General features: G+C 36.9%; 13 protein-coding genes and 1 tRNA gene. 7 read left to right on the top strand and 7 right to left on the bottom strand.

Going from position 1 to position 16,271, the window contains the following annotated elements; translation table 11 throughout:
* Positions 1–24: 24 nt before the first annotated feature.
* Entirely contained in the window at positions 25–1,359 is a 1,335-nt protein-coding gene (locus tag HME9304_RS02445; RefSeq protein WP_112377080.1) for a sodium-dependent transporter, read from the bottom strand.
* A gap of 235 nt (positions 1,360–1,594) precedes the next feature.
* On the opposite strand from HME9304_RS02445, the gene HME9304_RS02440 reads away from it, so the two are divergent.
* Positions 1,595–2,437, top strand: a complete 843-nt coding sequence (locus tag HME9304_RS02440; RefSeq protein ID WP_164674719.1) for a MurR/RpiR family transcriptional regulator — start codon at positions 1,595–1,597, stop codon at positions 2,435–2,437.
* Between the two features lie 27 nt (positions 2,438–2,464).
* Here the strand turns inward: HME9304_RS02440 and HME9304_RS02435 are convergent, their stop codons facing one another.
* Entirely contained in the window at positions 2,465–3,520 is a 1,056-nt protein-coding gene (locus HME9304_RS02435; protein ID WP_112377078.1) for a DUF2911 domain-containing protein, read from the bottom strand.
* A 255-nt stretch (positions 3,521–3,775) separates the two neighbouring features.
* Between HME9304_RS02435 and HME9304_RS02430 the strand changes: the two genes are divergently transcribed.
* Positions 3,776–4,687 (top strand): NHL repeat-containing protein, encoded by a 912-nt coding sequence (locus HME9304_RS02430; RefSeq protein ID WP_123877317.1) that lies wholly within the window; start codon positions 3,776–3,778, stop codon positions 4,685–4,687.
* Positions 4,688–4,812: 125 nt separating this feature from the next.
* On the opposite strand, the gene HME9304_RS17065 is transcribed toward HME9304_RS02430, so the two are convergent.
* Positions 4,813–5,706, bottom strand: coding sequence for a hypothetical protein (locus HME9304_RS17065; protein WP_206170485.1), 894 nt, complete (start codon positions 5,704–5,706; stop codon positions 4,813–4,815).
* Between the two features lie 113 nt (positions 5,707–5,819).
* Here HME9304_RS17065 and HME9304_RS02420 point away from each other — a divergent pair, with 113 nt between their 5' ends.
* Genes HME9304_RS02420 through HME9304_RS02410 form a run of 3 tightly spaced genes read left to right on the top strand, consistent with a single transcriptional unit; the run spans position 5,820 to position 9,810 of the window.
* The gene (locus tag HME9304_RS02420) at positions 5,820–6,344 is read left to right on the top strand and encodes an RNA polymerase sigma factor (protein WP_112377076.1); all 525 of its coding nucleotides are present in this window, start codon (positions 5,820–5,822) and stop codon (positions 6,342–6,344) included.
* A gap of 48 nt (positions 6,345–6,392) precedes the next feature.
* A complete protein-coding gene (locus HME9304_RS02415; RefSeq protein ID WP_112377075.1) occupies positions 6,393–7,301 on the top strand; it encodes a FecR family protein in 909 nt (302 codons plus the stop codon).
* On the top strand, positions 7,294–9,810 hold the full coding sequence (locus tag HME9304_RS02410) for a TonB-dependent receptor (protein ID WP_112377074.1): 2,517 nt from the start codon (positions 7,294–7,296) through the stop codon (positions 9,808–9,810). The genes HME9304_RS02415 and HME9304_RS02410 overlap by 8 nt, the downstream gene beginning before the upstream one ends.
* A gap of 543 nt (positions 9,811–10,353) precedes the next feature.
* Here the strand turns inward: HME9304_RS02410 and HME9304_RS02405 are convergent.
* A tRNA-Arg gene (locus HME9304_RS02405) sits at positions 10,354–10,427 on the bottom strand.
* A gap of 63 nt (positions 10,428–10,490) precedes the next feature.
* Between HME9304_RS02405 and HME9304_RS02400 the strand changes: the two genes are divergently transcribed.
* Entirely contained in the window at positions 10,491–11,003 is a 513-nt protein-coding gene (locus tag HME9304_RS02400; protein ID WP_112377073.1) for an adenine phosphoribosyltransferase, read from the top strand.
* On the opposite strand, the gene HME9304_RS17145 is transcribed toward HME9304_RS02400, so the two are convergent.
* Together HME9304_RS17145 and HME9304_RS02390 are read right to left on the bottom strand one after the other, a co-directional pair.
* The gene (locus tag HME9304_RS17145; RefSeq protein ID WP_112377072.1) at positions 10,997–11,143 is read right to left on the bottom strand and encodes an SsrA-binding protein; all 147 of its coding nucleotides are present in this window, start codon (positions 11,141–11,143) and stop codon (positions 10,997–10,999) included. The two genes, HME9304_RS02400 and HME9304_RS17145, sit on opposite strands and share 7 nt — an antisense overlap.
* 204 nt (positions 11,144–11,347) lie before the next feature.
* Entirely contained in the window at positions 11,348–13,129 is a 1,782-nt protein-coding gene (locus HME9304_RS02390) for a DUF885 domain-containing protein (protein WP_112377071.1), read from the bottom strand.
* A 303-nt stretch (positions 13,130–13,432) separates the two neighbouring features.
* Here HME9304_RS02390 and HME9304_RS02385 point away from each other — a divergent pair, with 303 nt between their 5' ends.
* Positions 13,433–14,734 (top strand): prenyltransferase/squalene oxidase repeat-containing protein, encoded by a 1,302-nt coding sequence (locus tag HME9304_RS02385; RefSeq protein ID WP_123877315.1) that lies wholly within the window; start codon positions 13,433–13,435, stop codon positions 14,732–14,734.
* Positions 14,735–14,791: 57 nt separating this feature from the next.
* Here the strand turns inward: HME9304_RS02385 and HME9304_RS02380 are convergent, their stop codons facing one another.
* On the bottom strand, positions 14,792–16,126 hold the full coding sequence (locus HME9304_RS02380; RefSeq protein WP_112377069.1) for a cell envelope integrity TolA family protein: 1,335 nt from the start codon (positions 16,124–16,126) through the stop codon (positions 14,792–14,794).
* Positions 16,127–16,271 lie beyond the last annotated feature (145 nt).

Genomic DNA, 16,271 nt, shown 5'->3' with positions numbered 1-16,271 from the left:
TTTTAGCTCTTTATTCATAGTTGCCTAGGTGTTCAAAAGACCATTTATTAGAATGATAAGTAATGAAAAAGGTAATATCCAAAGCAGGACAACTTTCCAATATGCCTTGATCGTTATCTTTTCCAATCCGGTAATGAGATGTGATTTTAGTCTATCAAAACCAACAATGTGACCTGCGAATACAACTATAAGCAATCCGCTCAACGGTAATAATAGGGTGCTCGTTGTATAATCCAAAGTTTCAAAAACTGTTTTCCCAAATATCAGGAATGGATTATCCGAATAAGAAAAAACTGCCAGTATCGCTATTGCTGTGATACAAGAAATCACAACTAATAGAGCAATCGTATCTGATAAGGAATATTTATCTTTGAACGTATCTTTTAAGCCTTGTACGCATGAGATTAGTGAAGTAAATCCGGCCAAAAACAATAGCAAAAAGAATAATGTGCCTATGGCCCACCCATATTCCAATTGATTGAAAACAGTTGCCATCGTAACAAATATTAAGTTAGGTCCCGAATCTGGTTGAAGATTAAAACTGAAAATGGCCGGAAAGAGCATAAGCCCTGCAAGGAATGCAAAAAATGTATCTGCTATAATAATCCATATAGTACTTTTTATAAGATTCTCATTTTTATGGGTATAACTCCCAAATACAAATGCTACTGCCATGCCAACTCCCACTGAAAAGAAAAGCTGCCCTAAAGCGCTCATGATTATTCGAAAATTGATTTTTGAGAAGTCTGGCGACAAAAGCCAATGATAACCTTCAGCTGCACCATCCAAAGTAGCGGCCCAAACGCATAAACCTATCATAAGGATAATCAATCCGAACATCATTCCTTTGGAATAGCGTTCCAAGCCATTTTTTAGGCCTTGCCGTACAACAAAAAATACGGCAAGCATGATTGTGAGAATTACTGTAATAACGATGGACAAGTTTGAAGCAACAACATCAAAATGCCCTGTAATTTCTGGAATCGATAATTTTGAAATTTTACCTGAAAAACATTCCCATAGATAGATTACGATCCATGCCATAATCATGATGTAGAACCCCATGATTAAAATACAGGTAATTGTACCCAGCCAACCTATACTGTTCCATTGGTATTTCTTTGCTAGTTTTTCAAAACCAATAAGAATGGTTGTTTTGGACATACGGCCCAAAGCCATTTCTATGGTCAAAATAGGAATTCCTACCAAGAACATTAAAATAAGATATACCAATATGAAAGCAGCTCCACCTCCTTCACCAGCTATGTAAGGAAACCTCCAAATGTTTCCCAGACCAATTGCAAAAGCAGAGGTTGTGATGATAAATGAAAACTTATTGCTCCATTGATTTTTGGACATGATTAAATTATGCTTATGAAGCTATTGCTCCAATTAGAACAACTCAGATTGCGCAATAGCATTTTAAAATCTTCGTAAGTATCATGAGATGGGATTTAACACAATTTAAGAAAAAATATCATAATTACAATATTATAATCGATATTTTGAAAAAAGCAATATTAATAATGGTATTTGATTTAGATTTTCATAGTGTATTTTAATTTTTTTTTATTTCTTGTAACTTATGAAAACTATGAACGATATAGACTTATCCAAACTTTCAAAAAAAAGAAGGTTAATTATCCAGTATGCTTTGGATTATCCAGATAAAGTCGTGCTGATGCGAATGGAGGAGTTAGGGGATAAGCTGGGGGTAAATCCAGCAACCATTGTAAAAGCTTGTAAAGCTATTGGTCTTAACGGTTTTTATGAATTGAAAGAACTTCTAAAAGATGAAGTTCAACTAACAAGGGTAGATTCTATTTTCAGTGGAATGATCAAGGAAGTTCGTGCTCATACCAATCCACAGAAGGTAGCACAAGATGCTATATTGGGAGATATAATGATGCTTCAAAAAACGTATGACACCATTGATTTTGAAGTAATTGAAAAAATTGCTAATGCCATAATAACTTCAAAACAGACATACATTATCGGATTGGGTCATATTGGTTTGGTAGCTAACTATATGGAGCGGATATGTAGATCGGCAGTTCCCCAAATACACGCAAGTACTGAATACCACGGAGAACTTTTTTTAAATATGGCCCATTTCTCTAAAGATGATGTTGTATTGGCCATTTGCTTGGATAAATGCCAGAACCAGACCATCAAAGCACTAAAATGTGCACGATTGGAGAAAAAATCGACCACTATTTCTATAGTTGATAGTGATTTGTCACCATTGATTGAATATAGTGACCTTCATATTACGATCAACAGTTCCAACAGTTTTTATTTTGGTAGTATGGTGGGGGCATATTGTATTGTGAATGCTATTTTTTACAGCATTGCCAATATTTTAAAACCCGAGACAGTCTCACGGTTTAAATTCTTTAGAGCAATGTCCGAAAAAGATAATGTCTATAAAATATAATTATCAATTGCTCTAGAGATAACTAAATCATTTGAGTGATTCAATACTTTCCTTTATTTGATTTTTTCTATCTGCCGGCGCATACTTAAGGGCGAGTTCATACGATTTTTTAGCATCTTTTCTTTTCTGTAGGTCCTTCAGTGCATGTCCTCTATTAAAATGGGCTCTCCAGTAGGTTTCGTTTTTCTCTATGGCTTGTTTGAAAACATATTCCGCCTGTTCAAAGTCCTTTTCCTTTAGAAGCCTACGACCGTAACGCTCAAGATAGACATCACTACCAACTTCAACAGCCCTTTGTATTGCTTCTTCGGCTTCTTTTTGATTGCCCGATTGTCTCAGTAATTTTGCTTTAACGTCCCAATTGGAAAAGTTTTCCTGGAGTTCAATTGACCTATCAATCCATTCAAGTGCCTCTTTTGTGTTTATTTTATATTCGGCACAGTAATCTGCAGCCTGACACCAACTAAACCATTCCCAATACGCATCTGAGCGAAGTTGTTTTCGAATATTTTCCAGAGCAATTTCATCAATGTCCAGACTTATATTGAATTCCGCTTTTTTATCTGCCCAGCTCAGAACTATCGAAGTCATACCCCTTTCTCGCTTATTGAAATCGTAACTTAGCCATTCTCTTTCCTCTAAGTTATTTTGGACAGGAACCGTTACCCGCAGCGCATCTTCAGCCTCTTCATAAAAATAGCTTCCCCACGAGGTATGATTTTTTGAAAAAATAAAGGTCCATTGGTTCTCATCAGGCAAAAGATGGAGACCATAACTACCCGCAGACAAGCTTTGCCCTTCAATCTGCACATCGTCAGTAATAGTAAATACTGTATTCTCATTGGCACCGGCACGCCATACTTTCCCGTAGGGAACAAGGTTTCCCCAGACCTTTCTACCTCTTGTTCCAGGACTATGGTAATCTATAGTGATGTTAGTATATCCTATACGTTGGGCAATGTTGGACTCCTGACTTTTATCTGGTAGTGTAATGGGATTGTGAATATTGAAATGTTGCGCACTGGCTTGAACAAGTGAAAGAAAAAAAGCCAGGAATATGAGATGTAGTTTGCGATGGTCCATTTGCAATTTTATAAGATGGTTTAATGTACTGAAATTGATTTATATAATATGATTTCTGGTTTTTAACATCAATGAAAAAAAATCTAGGACTAGAAGATATGATTTCAATTGTATGATGTACTTCACATATTACTTTTTTTATATTCCAAAAACATGTAAACGTATTCTTGAAAGTCAAAAGATTTTGGTGTGTTTGTACCCAAGTGGTCGAAATAATTGCAAACAGTTTACATCTTTACCTTTAAATAATTTGTGATGATGTATAACTTAAATAGGGTTTTCCCATTATTATTTCTTTTGATTTCCATGAAAACCGTGTGCCAAGAAACCGAACCTAGAGTTCATACTTTAGTCGATAATTTTCATGGAAACGGATCGGTGGTTGTCGGCCCAAACGGCAATGTTTTTGTAAACGAGTACGGAACAGCAAATCCTGATATTTCAGGTAATGGTAAACGTATTTTTACGGTAAGTCCAAAAGGTAAGGTCAATGTTATTTCCAATAGCGTAAGTGGTGCCGTAGGAAATGCAATTGACAGCGATGGAAATTATTATTTCAATAATGGAAGCTCCTACCTGTCCAGTGATTTTATGCAGTTCAAGAATAATAAAATAAGAAAAATAGCCACACTCGAAGGGTTTTCAGGAGATATCTTAATTGATGCGGATAACAACGGATTGTTTTATATTACCAATTATACGCTTCCTGTTATTAGGAAAGTTTATATAAACGGTAGCGTTGAGGATTTTATTAAAGATGAGAAAGTAAAGGGTGCTACCGGTATTACTTATGGCCCAGATAATATTATTTTCATTAGCAATTTTACTACGGGGAAAATTTATAGGGTAAATGTTGATAAAAATCTTGAGGAACTGGCAAGTATCCCTGTAGTTTATCCAGGTTACGTAATTGGTTATATCACATACTTTGAAAATTATTTATATGCAACAGGTTATGGTTCCAATAAAATATATAGGATAAGCATGAAGGGGGAGGTAAAGGAATTTGCAGGGTCCGGTAATTACCAAACAAAGGATGGTATAGCTTCAAAAGCCAGTTTTGTTACGCCAAACGGTATTGATGTGGACGTGAAGAACAGAAGGTTGTATATTTCCCAGAATGGCAATGGTAAACCAGCTTCACTTCGCTATATTGATTTAAATTAGAAATTGCGGCCTAAATAGGAAATATTAGAGTTTTCAATGGGTTAAGGTGTCTTGAATCCATTATGGAAAATAATTTTTGCGCATCCAGATTAAAATTTGGATAAGACTTTTTATTTGTATACGATTTAATCGTCGTCATCGTCGTCATCGTCGTCATCGTCGTCATCGTCGTCATCGTCGTCATCGTCGTCATCGTCGTCATCGTCGTCATCGTCGTCATCGTCGTCATCGTCGTCATCGTCGTCATCGTCATCGCCGTCATCGCCGTCATCGTCATCGCCGTCATCGCTGTCATCGCCGTCATCGCCGTCATCGTCATCTTCTCCTTCGTCACAGAAATCCTTGAATGTTACAATGCTGTCCTCAAGTTCTTGGATATTTGAAGCGGATACCTCGGTGCCATCTGTAAGATTGAGAAATATAGGGAATTCGACAGTGGCTATGTCATCAGTTTTCAGTAATTCCAAAAACTTGAATAGTTCTTCATCATTTATTATGGAAACTGTTTCAAGGTTTTCAGTATTTGGGTTAAATACTGAGATATTAACGGGATAGATTATATCGACGCAATCAATATTTTCATTTTCAAAATCATCTCTCTCACAGTTTCTGATAAGATTTTCCAGAGAATTTTCACTTCCAACACTTCTGGATTTAAAGTCGGGTAAAATAACTCTAATCGGAAAATCTATAATAAGTGTATCATCATCGTCATCATTTTCATCATATATATCCTGAATTATTTGAAAATCGTCTTCTTTCTCTACAACTAATGGCGTACCATTAACGATTACCGAAACAGGCAGCACTATAGCAATACAGCTTGAGCGATCAACAATATCATCCAAGGAACCATCTACTGAGGCTACGGCCATTAAAAGATTGGCAACATTGGAATTTGCTAAAAGCCTCTGGCCTGATTCAGTTTCCAACAAGAAAGACTCCTCTTCTCGACAGGAATACATCGAGATAATGGTAACGATTGTTATTAAAGAGAATAATTTTGGAAAAAACTTCATAATAATTTTTATTTGGTGCTATTTAGTATATAACAACTGAGCAAAAAAAAATCCTGATGAGTACATATTAAATTGTTTCATTCCCTATTTTTGAAACTAAAAGTAACCCCACTTTGGAAAAGCCTCTTTATAATAATATCTGCGAGGATTCCCTATTTGAAAAAATCTACAATAAACATTCGCAGAACTTACATGATTTTCTTTATTACAAATATGGAGAAAACTATAATCCTGCTGATAAAGCACAGGAAGCTTTCGTAAAACTTTGGGAGAACTGTTCCAAAGTTACCATGGAAAAAGCAAAATCTTATCTCTTCACGGTGGCCAATAATATGATGTTAAACGAGTTTAAGCATCAAAAAGTTGTTCTGAACCATAGAAAAGTAGCTCCAAGGGCATACACGAACGAGAATCCTGAATATTTAATGCAAAAGGAGGAATATTATCAACAGTATCAAGAGTGTCTTGCAAAAATGAGCGAGGAACAGCGCACTGCTTTTCTTTTAAATAAGGTAGAAGGGAAGAAACATGCCGAAATTGCAGAGATGTTGGGCATTACGCGTAAGGTTGTGGAGTACCGTATTTACTCGGCTTTTGACCTACTTAAAAAAGATTTGGAGAATTTTAAGGTAAAATAATCAGGAAAAACAATAACCAAGTTGTTTTATTGCAAAGAAACATAAAAGATGGACCGTAAAGATTTGATTAATAAATGGCTTTTAGATGATCTCAATGAAGAGGAGACCATAGCATTTAATGAATTGGAAGATGCATCTTTTTTCGATGAAATAATCAGTGATGCCAAGTTCTTTAAGGCTTCTGACTTTTCCGAAATGCCTGAATACACGGATTTTAAAAAACGGATTCCATCTTCACCAAGAAAAGAGCGAAGCTTTTCTTTACCGCTTCCCTTTCTTAGAATTGCCAGTATTATGATTGTGGCTTTCGGGCTATATTATTTCCTTGTTTACGATACCAATACGGTTTTGGAAACTGCTGTTGTCGAAAAATCCGATTTATTATTGCCAGATGATACCCGTGTAGTGTTGAACTCCGAATCTAAAATTTCATTTAGCGAAAAGCACTGGAGTTCAAAAAGGGATATAGAGCTTCAGGGCGAAGCCTTTTTTGATGTTGCAAAAGGCTCAAGGTTCGATGTGCGTACTCCAGTGGGTATGGTAAGCGTCCTTGGTACCGAATTCAACGTAAAGCATAGGAATAACATTCTTGAAGTTAGTTGTTTTGAGGGCAAAGTCTTGGTTACATACGGTAATGAAACCAAGATTCTTGAACAAGGCGATAATTTTCGGTTTGCCAATGAAGAGGTTCTTTCTGGTAAACATTCATTTGATGCGCCCCAATGGACAGAAAACAAAAGTTACTTTGAGCGTATTCCCGTATCGGAAGTTTTTTCCGAGATTGAACGTCAGTTTGGCGTTTCAATCCAATTGGATAATATCAATGAAAATCAGTTTTTTACAGGCGGATTTGACCATTCTGACCTTGAAGAGGCATTATTGGCTGTAACCCAGCCACTGGATATCGATTATGAGATACTAAAACAAAAGATAGTACGTTTAAGTACACGTGAATGAAAGACTACTTGTTTTAGTATTTTTTCTTGCTGTTTTAAATCCCCTCAACGCTATTGCCCAAAACAATGTCAATAAATCTTTGACAGATATTTTGTTAGAATTGAGGGAGCGTTTTGATGTACGTTTTAATTATGCTTCCGATTTGGCCGAACAAGTGGAACTTCCACCGCCCGATAGGCACCTTACCCTTCAGCAGTCACTGGATTATCTTCAACAGCAGCTCAATATTGATTTAAGATTTATATCGGAGACCACAATAGCTATTACCAAAAAGAAAAATACGCTCTGTGGCTATGTAAAGGACAAGGATTCCGGTGAAGCATTGCCTTATGTGACCATACGTAATGGAGCTACAGGAACAATTACAAATGAAGAAGGCTATTTCCAAATTGAGTTACATCCTGCTCCCGCTGCCAATATAGTACAGATTAGCCATATTGGCCATAAGCCCCTTGTTAGGGATTCAAAATTTTTGAAAGATTCACAATGCAATATTTTGTATCTAATACCCTTTCAAGAAAAATTGGAAGAAATTGTACTTTACGAATATGTAATTAAAGGAATCTCTAAAATCAACAACGGTTCCTATAAAATTGATTTTGATGATAACAGCTTACTCCCAGGACTTTTGGATGAAGATGTTCTTCAATCTGTACAGGCATTTCCAGGCATTCAGAGCGTAGACGAATCTGTATCAAACATCAATATTAGGGGAGGAAGCAATGACCAAAACCTTTTTACTTGGGACAACATCAAAATGTACCAGTCCGGTCACTTTTTCGGATTGATTTCAATGTACAATCCCTTTATAACTGATAAAGTAATACTTCGTAAAAATGGAAGTCCTGCAAATCTAACGGATGGAGTTTCCGGTTCCATAATTATGCAGACAGATGATTATTTAAACCCTAATTTTAAAGGAGGGGTTTCACTTAACCTTATTGATGCGGCAGGCTTTGTTGATGCACCGATTGGTGAAAATATATCTTTAAAGGTCGCAGCACGTAAATCTCTTAGCGACTTTGTTGATACCCCTACCTATTCGGCCTACTTTGAGAGGATTGTACAGAATTCAGAAATTAATAACGATACCAATTCAATTCCCGATTCTGATATAGATTTCAACTTTTATGATGTTGCAATGCGTTTATTGTACCATCCATCAGATAAGGATAGAATTAGGGTGAACTTTATACAGGTTGCCAACGGACTCACGTTCAATGAAAGTGGTTTTATAAATGGGAACGAAGAAGTACGTGAGAGTACGGTAGACCAAAACAGTATTGCAGGCAGTGTTCATTATGAAAAAGACTGGACCAAGACCCTTAATACAGAATTGACAGTTTACAATACGGATTATCTATTAAAGGGTATCAATGCCAATGTTCAGGAAGACCAGCGTTTTCTACAAGAGAATTCCGTTTCAGAAACCGGGGCAAAAATCAGTGCAAGAAAGAAAGTTGGCCAAGGTATGGAGATATCAGCAGGTTATCAGTTCTTTGAAACAAAAATAAGAAATCTGGATGATGTAGATGACCCCCGTTTTGTACAGATTGAAGGAGAGGTACTCCGTGAACACGCACTGTGGACAAGTTTGGGTTTGGAATCTGCCGATAAAATGACGAAGGTAAATTTAGGGTTGCGCTATAACTATCTGGCAAAATTCCAAAAACATATCATAGAACCACGGCTGAGCGTAAATCATGGCCTTTGGGATTTTTTAAATTTGGAATTGCTCGGAGAGTTCAAGCATCAGAGTACTTCGCAGATCATTACTTTCCAAAATGATTTTTTGGGTATTGAAAAGAGGCGTTGGCAGCTTTCAAACGATTCCTCCATTCCCATAATAACAAGTAAGCAAGTTTCTTTGGGAATTAACTATAATAAAAATGGATGGCTGGTCAACGGTGTTTTCTTTTACAAAGATGTAGAGGGCATCACCTCGCAAAGCCAAGGCTTTCTAGATAGTTTTGAATTTGCGACCACTCAAGGCGATTCTCGTGCCAGTGGTGTTGACATACTGCTTCGTAAACGATTGCAGAAAAATAATATATGGTTGAGTTATTCTTACCTTGATAGTAAGTATAGGTTCGATGAATTATTTGAAACCGAATTCCCGAGTAATTTTGATATTACCCACTCCCTTACAATGGGAGCAAACTATACAATAAAAAATTTTATGCTTGCAACGGGGCTTAATTTACGATCTGGAAGACCATTTACCAATGTGATGCAAGATGAACCAATAGCTGAAAATACCATTAACTACGCTACGGTGAATAGTGAACGCCAAACTCCTTTTATGCGATTGGATTTCTCTGCAACTTATCGATTAAAGGTTGGGCCACGGACAAAAGCCCGATTTGGACTATCCCTTTGGAATGTTTTGGACAGAAACAATGTCTTGAACACCTTTTATAGAATAGACGAAAATGATGAGATTCAGAAAGTAGAACAATTTTCCCTGGGTTTTACCCCCAATGTCTCGGCTAGGATTATTTTTAATTGATTTATTAAAAAAGTTCAATAAAAAAAACCACGCCCTAATTTGGACATGGTTTTTTTGGAACTACGGAAAATTTGGGGCTGTAGTTATATAATTGCCATAAGAAGTGTTACATATATACTAGAGGTTATTGCCATAACCGCAACAATAAGATCGGCTTGTTCTGAATATAATCTTTTAATGATTTCAGTATCTTCTATTCGTATAGCTTGTGTAGATTTGAGGGTTTTCATAGTTTAGATTTTATCCGTTTCTTATTAAACAACCTATTTCTAAAAATTCCTGATAATTTTTCAATTTTTTTTCAAGTTCTTTAGTATAACAAAGAATTTTGGTTGATTACTTTCTCAATTTTCCAGAATTCTGACTGTCCATAATTCTGATAAAAGCAGAAGTTCGAATCAATATTTACTAAAATAAGTTTAAAGTGAATCGGTTGATAAATTCTTAATTGTGGAATATGAAAAGAAGGGTTGAAATTAAATATGATTGAAATATCGCAAAAGCAAAAAACCACGCTCAAACGAGCGTGGTTTTTGAAATAAGTGACCTCGACAGGATTCAAACCTGTAACCTTCTGAGCCGTAATCAGATGCGCTATTCAGTTGCGCCACGAGGCCTTTTTAATGGGGTGCAAATATATTTCTTTTTAAATTTACGACAAAACCGCTTATCCAAAAATTATGGATTTCGAATCTTACATTCGCGATATTGAAGACTTTCCCAAGAAAGGTATCACTTTTAAGGATATTACCCCACTTTTAAACGATACGGAAGCTTTGTACAGTGCAAGTATTGCGTTATGTGATTTCGTCTGCGATGAAAAAATCGATAAAGTTGTAGGTGTAGACAGTAGGGGATTTATATTCGCGCCTCTTATGGCTTTATGGCTTAAAGCTGGGTTTGTACCCGTACGTAAGAAAGGCAAATTGCCATTTACAACGATTTCAGAATCATTTGAGTTGGAATATGGGACCGATATCTTGGAAATCCATATGGATGCCATACAAAAGGGAGAAAAAGTTTTGGTTCATGATGATGTATTGGCAACAGGAGGCACTGCAAAAGCAGTATGTAACTTAGTAGAGAAACTGGGAGGGGAAGTAGTACAGTGCAACTTTTTGATTCAGCTCACATTTTTAAACGGTGCTGAAAAACTAAATGGTTACGATATAAAAGCATTGCTAAACTATTGATTCAGTACTTTTGAAGTCACAAAATAACGCCATCCAATTATCGCCAACTGAAATTTTGAAGCTTTTGATAAATCAAGCCCCTTTTTAGAATAAGAAGGAAGTAATATTTTATTCATTTTGGCCAATAATCGGTAAAACATCATTTATAAATTGGTAGAACAAATATAATCAAGATGTTATAACAATAAATCCCAAAAAAGTGAAGAGGCTGTCTAAAAAGTTTACAGTTGTTTGAATTATCAGGCTGCGAATGTCGGAACCAATATTAAATATCAGTTAATCAAAAAAACTTCAACAGGCGCAATGGATTTTGTACTTGCTTTTAAACAGCCTTATTTAAAATATTAGCTTTTTGCCTTGATCCAATTGTTTATTTTGTCCTCAAGGAGGGCAAGGGGAATACATCCGGTTTCTAAAACCTGATTATGAAATTGGCGAACATCAAAATTATCGCCTAAGGTATTTTCTGCTTTTTTGCGCAGTTCCCTAATCTTTAACTGCCCTATCTTATAAGAAAGTGCTTGTCCAGGGTTTGCCATATATCTTTCTATTTCAGAAATAATACTCGCTTCGGACTCTGCTTCGTTATCCAATGAATATTGAATGGCTTCCTCTCGGGTCCAACCTTTGGAATGTAAACCTGTATCCACTACTAAACGAACTGCCCTATGCATTTCTGCACCTAGCATCCCAAAAAGTTGGTACGGGTCGGTATAAAGGCCCAATTCTTCTCCAAGGGATTCACTGTACAATGCCCAGCCTTCTCCATAACCACTATACCAAAGTGTTTTTCTAAATTTTGGTAGGTCATCGTTTTCTTGGGTCAAAGATATTTGATAATGATGTCCCGGAATCGCTTCATGTAAGAAAAGTGACTCATCTGAGTATGTATTATATGTTGCAACATCTGGGATGGGTACGTAAAAAATACCTGGTCGTGTACCGTCCAATGACCCTGGATTGTATTCAGCACTCGCCGATTTCTCCCTAAATGATTCTGTACGTCTAACTTCAAACGGAGTTTTAGGTTTTACATCGAACAACTTCTCTATTTGGGGTTTCATTCTTTCATATATGGCATTGAAGTTTTCAATTACTTGCTGAGGTTCAGCGAACGGCATAAGCTCTTTGTTGCTTCTTACGTAATCAAAAAATGCTTTTAAATCACCTTCAAAACCGACCTGCATTTTAATTTTTTCCATTTCGGAACGTATTCTTGCTACCTCGTTCAATCCCAATTCATGAATTTCAGCAGCGGTCATGTTTGTGGTAGTATATTTTTTAATTTGATGAGCATAGTAAGCATCGCCATCAGGCTCACCTTGTATTCCACTAGATTCACGACCGGCTTCCATGTACTCTTTGCTCATAAAAGTATATAGACGCTCATAGGCAGGAACGATTTTTTGAATAATCATATCCTTGTAAGCTTCTTCCAAAGCAGACTTTTCTTCATCTGTGAAGTCATTGGGAAAGCTTTTGATGGGTTGATAAAAGAGGTGCTTCTCCAAATCTCTATCAGTAAGTGATTGTAGTTGTGGCAATACTTTTACAATTAAGGATTTAGGAAGTACATGCCCCTTCTCCATACCTTCCCGCATTCTTTCCTCAGCTGAATTCATCCATTCTACATAACCGTCCACTCTTTTCATCCATTTTTGGTAATCTTCAACAGTATTGAAAGGTTGGGCGCTGGAACCACTTGCCAATTGCCCCATAAACAGATTTGGCGACCACATTTGATCAATTGGGGTGAGATTTGCATTGAACTTAAGCTCTGCTAAATGCATATTGCATTCCCAGGTTAAGATTGCCTTGGTCATTTGTTCACTATCAGAAAGGTCTTCATCTGAAAAAGCATCTAATTCGCCCTTGTACTTTTCGTAATGTGATTTGATTTTTGATACATAATCGTCCGAAAGTAAGTTGACAAATTGATTATTATAGCGATGGTCGCCAGCCATGGTCGCGTTAATGGGGTTCAGCTTAAGCCCATCTTCATAATAATAGTCCAAAACTGTAGCAAAATCAGCACTGATGTTTGAGTCTTCTACTTTTTTGGATTCTTGTTTACATGAATACGTGAGAATAAGTACGATGCAGAGGATTGTTATTTTTTTCACCATTGTTATTTTGATTTGTTATAGACGTAAAATAATTAAATAGCCAAAGAATAGGGGTAATGAATTGCTAAACTTAATATAAAAAAGTTGATAATTGGTGGAATTTTATTTGAGTTCCCTGGAACAGCCTTCTTTGTTGATTAAAATTTTAGGCAATGTATAAATAATGAAATTTACAAAAACGTTTTAAACACTCTCCCTCAACAAGACCACGATTATGCTCATCCATCTACAAACTTGACTCAATCCCCATTTTAGGATTGGATAATGCAGATTAGCTTGGAAGAAAATTTAAAAACTTTTAAAATGAAGACAAAATTGCATTTTCTGTTAATACCTATTATAGCAATCGCTGGGATGGTACTTTACGGTGTATTGACGGCTTCTAAGCCAAAAAGAACCTTACAGCCTGAAAAGGGTTGCGTATTTATGACGGTCATGGGCGAACAATCATCCAAAGATTTTGGTCGATACAAATCTGATAAAAATATACAATTGGCTGTGCAAGATGGACTCCAATGGTTGTCAAAAGCTCAATTGCCCAACGGGGGTTATGGGGCAGGTAGTCATTCGGCACAACAAATTAGAGACCCACATGCTGTAGCTGCGGATCCCGCTACTACGGCCATGGTTGGTATGGCAATGTTAAGAAGTGGCACAACACTAGAAAAAGGCATCCATGCCCAAAATCTTAAGAAAGCGCTGGAATATTTACTACAAACCATTGAGAGCAAAGAAGATGATAGTATCTATATAACACATATTAGAAATACCCAAATACAGACAAAACTTGGTGAAAATATTGATGCAGTTTTGGCAGCTCAGTTCCTTTCCAATATTTTGGATAGGGACTTAGCAGGTATGGACAGAAAAAGAATTGCACGATGCTTGGATGTTTGTATTGCTCTTATTCAAGACGGCACGGATGTTCATGGAAAACAAAAAGGTGCTGGCTGGGCCGGGGTTTTGCAGAGCGGGATGGCCAATAGTGCTTTGGAGTCCGCCCAAGCTGTAGGTGCTGTAGTGGATAAAGAGGTTTTGGAAAAATCAAAGCGATATCAAAAAGGGAATTACAATGAAGAAGAAGGTTCAGTAAAAACGGACGATGGAGCTGGAATCATGCTTTATGCTGTTAGCGGTAGTGTTAGGGCAAGCGCCAAAGAAGCCCGTAAAGCCAGGGCGGATATCAATAGGGCAAAAGCCGCTGGTAAGATAGCAGCCGATGCCGAAATAAATGCTGAGACCCTTGAAGAAATAGGTTATGTAAGCGGTGCTGCTCAAAAATATGGTACGGCTTATAAAATATATGAGTCAGCAAAAAAAACCGCACAGAAAGATGAGGTTTTGGATGGTTTTGGAAACAATGGGGGAGAAGAGTTTTTAAGCTACCTTCAAACAGGTGAATCTTTGTTGGTAAATAAAGACGAGGATTGGAAAAAGTGGTATGATGATATGAGTGGACGTATCCTTAAAATTCAAAACGAAAATGGTAGCTGGAATGGACATCACTGTATTACGAGTCCAGTTTTTTGTACGGCAACTAGTTTACTCCTGCTAACTGTTGAGGAAGACCTTCTTTTTTTGCAAAAAATTGGAGCGGAAGATTAAATGAAATCTTTTTTAAAAATTAAAATAACCCGGCCATACACCGGGTTATCCTTTTGGTTATTTATCGGTTTTGTCCATCATCTGTTTGGCAAGGTCAGCACCAATTAGCGATTCCAATAGATTACTGTCTGTGCTTTTCGAAGAACTTCCCTCAATAAATATTTCCGGTAATTGGAGTTCTTTTAGTTCCCTGGCAACACCCACAGAAGTTTTATAATCCCATTCTGCCCGTTCTTGAGGTGTTAAACCTGCATTTACGAGTTTTGCATTTTGATACGCTTCGGCATCGGCAGCTACCTTTTTGCTCTGGGCTTTGAACTTTTCCACTTCAAACTGCTTTTTTTCCTTGACCAGATTGAATTCTGCAACTTTGGCCTCGGTCTCAGCAGCTATGGTTTTTTGTATTTGCTCTTTCTCCAATCTTGCACGTTCAGTAGCTTTTTCGGCCTCACCTTTCGCTTTTTCCTTTTGTGCCCGATAGAATTCACGTTCTGCCTGTTGCTTTTCCAACTGTGTTTGTGCGACTTCTTCTTTTTGGAGCTGCAATCGTTTATCAAAAGTGGTTTCCCAATCAATTTCCGTGACCACAGCTTGAATCACCGTTAGGCCATATCCCTTTAGGGAGTTGCCCTGTACTCTAATAGGTTGGCCATTTTCATATTTAATACGAAATCGCTTCTGTTTGGATTCTTTATTTACCACAGTGCGAACTGTTGCACTATCACCAATGATATCTTTCTGCTCATTGTGCACATACTCTTCCAAAACATACATGCCGTTCTCCAATTGATCTTTAAAATATCGGTCAAAATCAGAAGCTTGACCAGAAATATAGTCTTGTGCATCCATAAGTTTGCACGTATTCTTTATGGATTGATCAATATTTGGAATAATACGGGAGCGAATCATGTTTTTTTCTGTTTTGTTACGATCTGCAACGGACAAGAACTGAACTTCGTCCTCCGTATTTATGCTTATTACTACTGAAGTAGCAATTCTAGCCTTTACGGCATCACTAAAAGCCCAATATTTCGCAGCATCAACATTGGCATATTCGCTCTGCTCTCCCAAACCACCTTCAGTATTTGGAATTACATACTTTATTGGCAATTCAAATTGGATTGGTATTAATCTGCCCCACATTTTTGTGTGTATTCCTTGTCTAAAAACGGCTTTTTGACCTCCCCAAGGATATTGGACCGCATAAGCAGTTCCTGGTTCTGCATAGAAGAATGTTCCTGTGACTATGCTAAGTACTATCCCTAAAACTATTATTTGCAAGCTTCGTTTTTGTGAAAACCATTGCAATAATTTTGAGCTTTTGAGAAAAGGTTTTGCAACTAAGGTGACAACTCCTAAAAGTATAATCAGTATTCCAAATAAAGTAATCATAGTGATTGGTTTTAAAGGTTAGACAAAAATGAACTCGATGAGCTGCACGAGCAACATCACCAAAAATTTTACTATTGTAATCATTGTATAAGTTGATTTTAATGGGTTTAAAAACTGTTGTTGACCGGTTACATTTTTTAATATA

This window comes from Flagellimonas maritima (assembly GCF_003269425.1).
GTDB lineage: Bacteria > Bacteroidota > Bacteroidia > Flavobacteriales > Flavobacteriaceae > Flagellimonas > Flagellimonas maritima.
The sequence above is the reverse complement of the archived record's forward strand: the minus strand, read 5'-3'. Positions and strand labels throughout refer to the sequence as shown.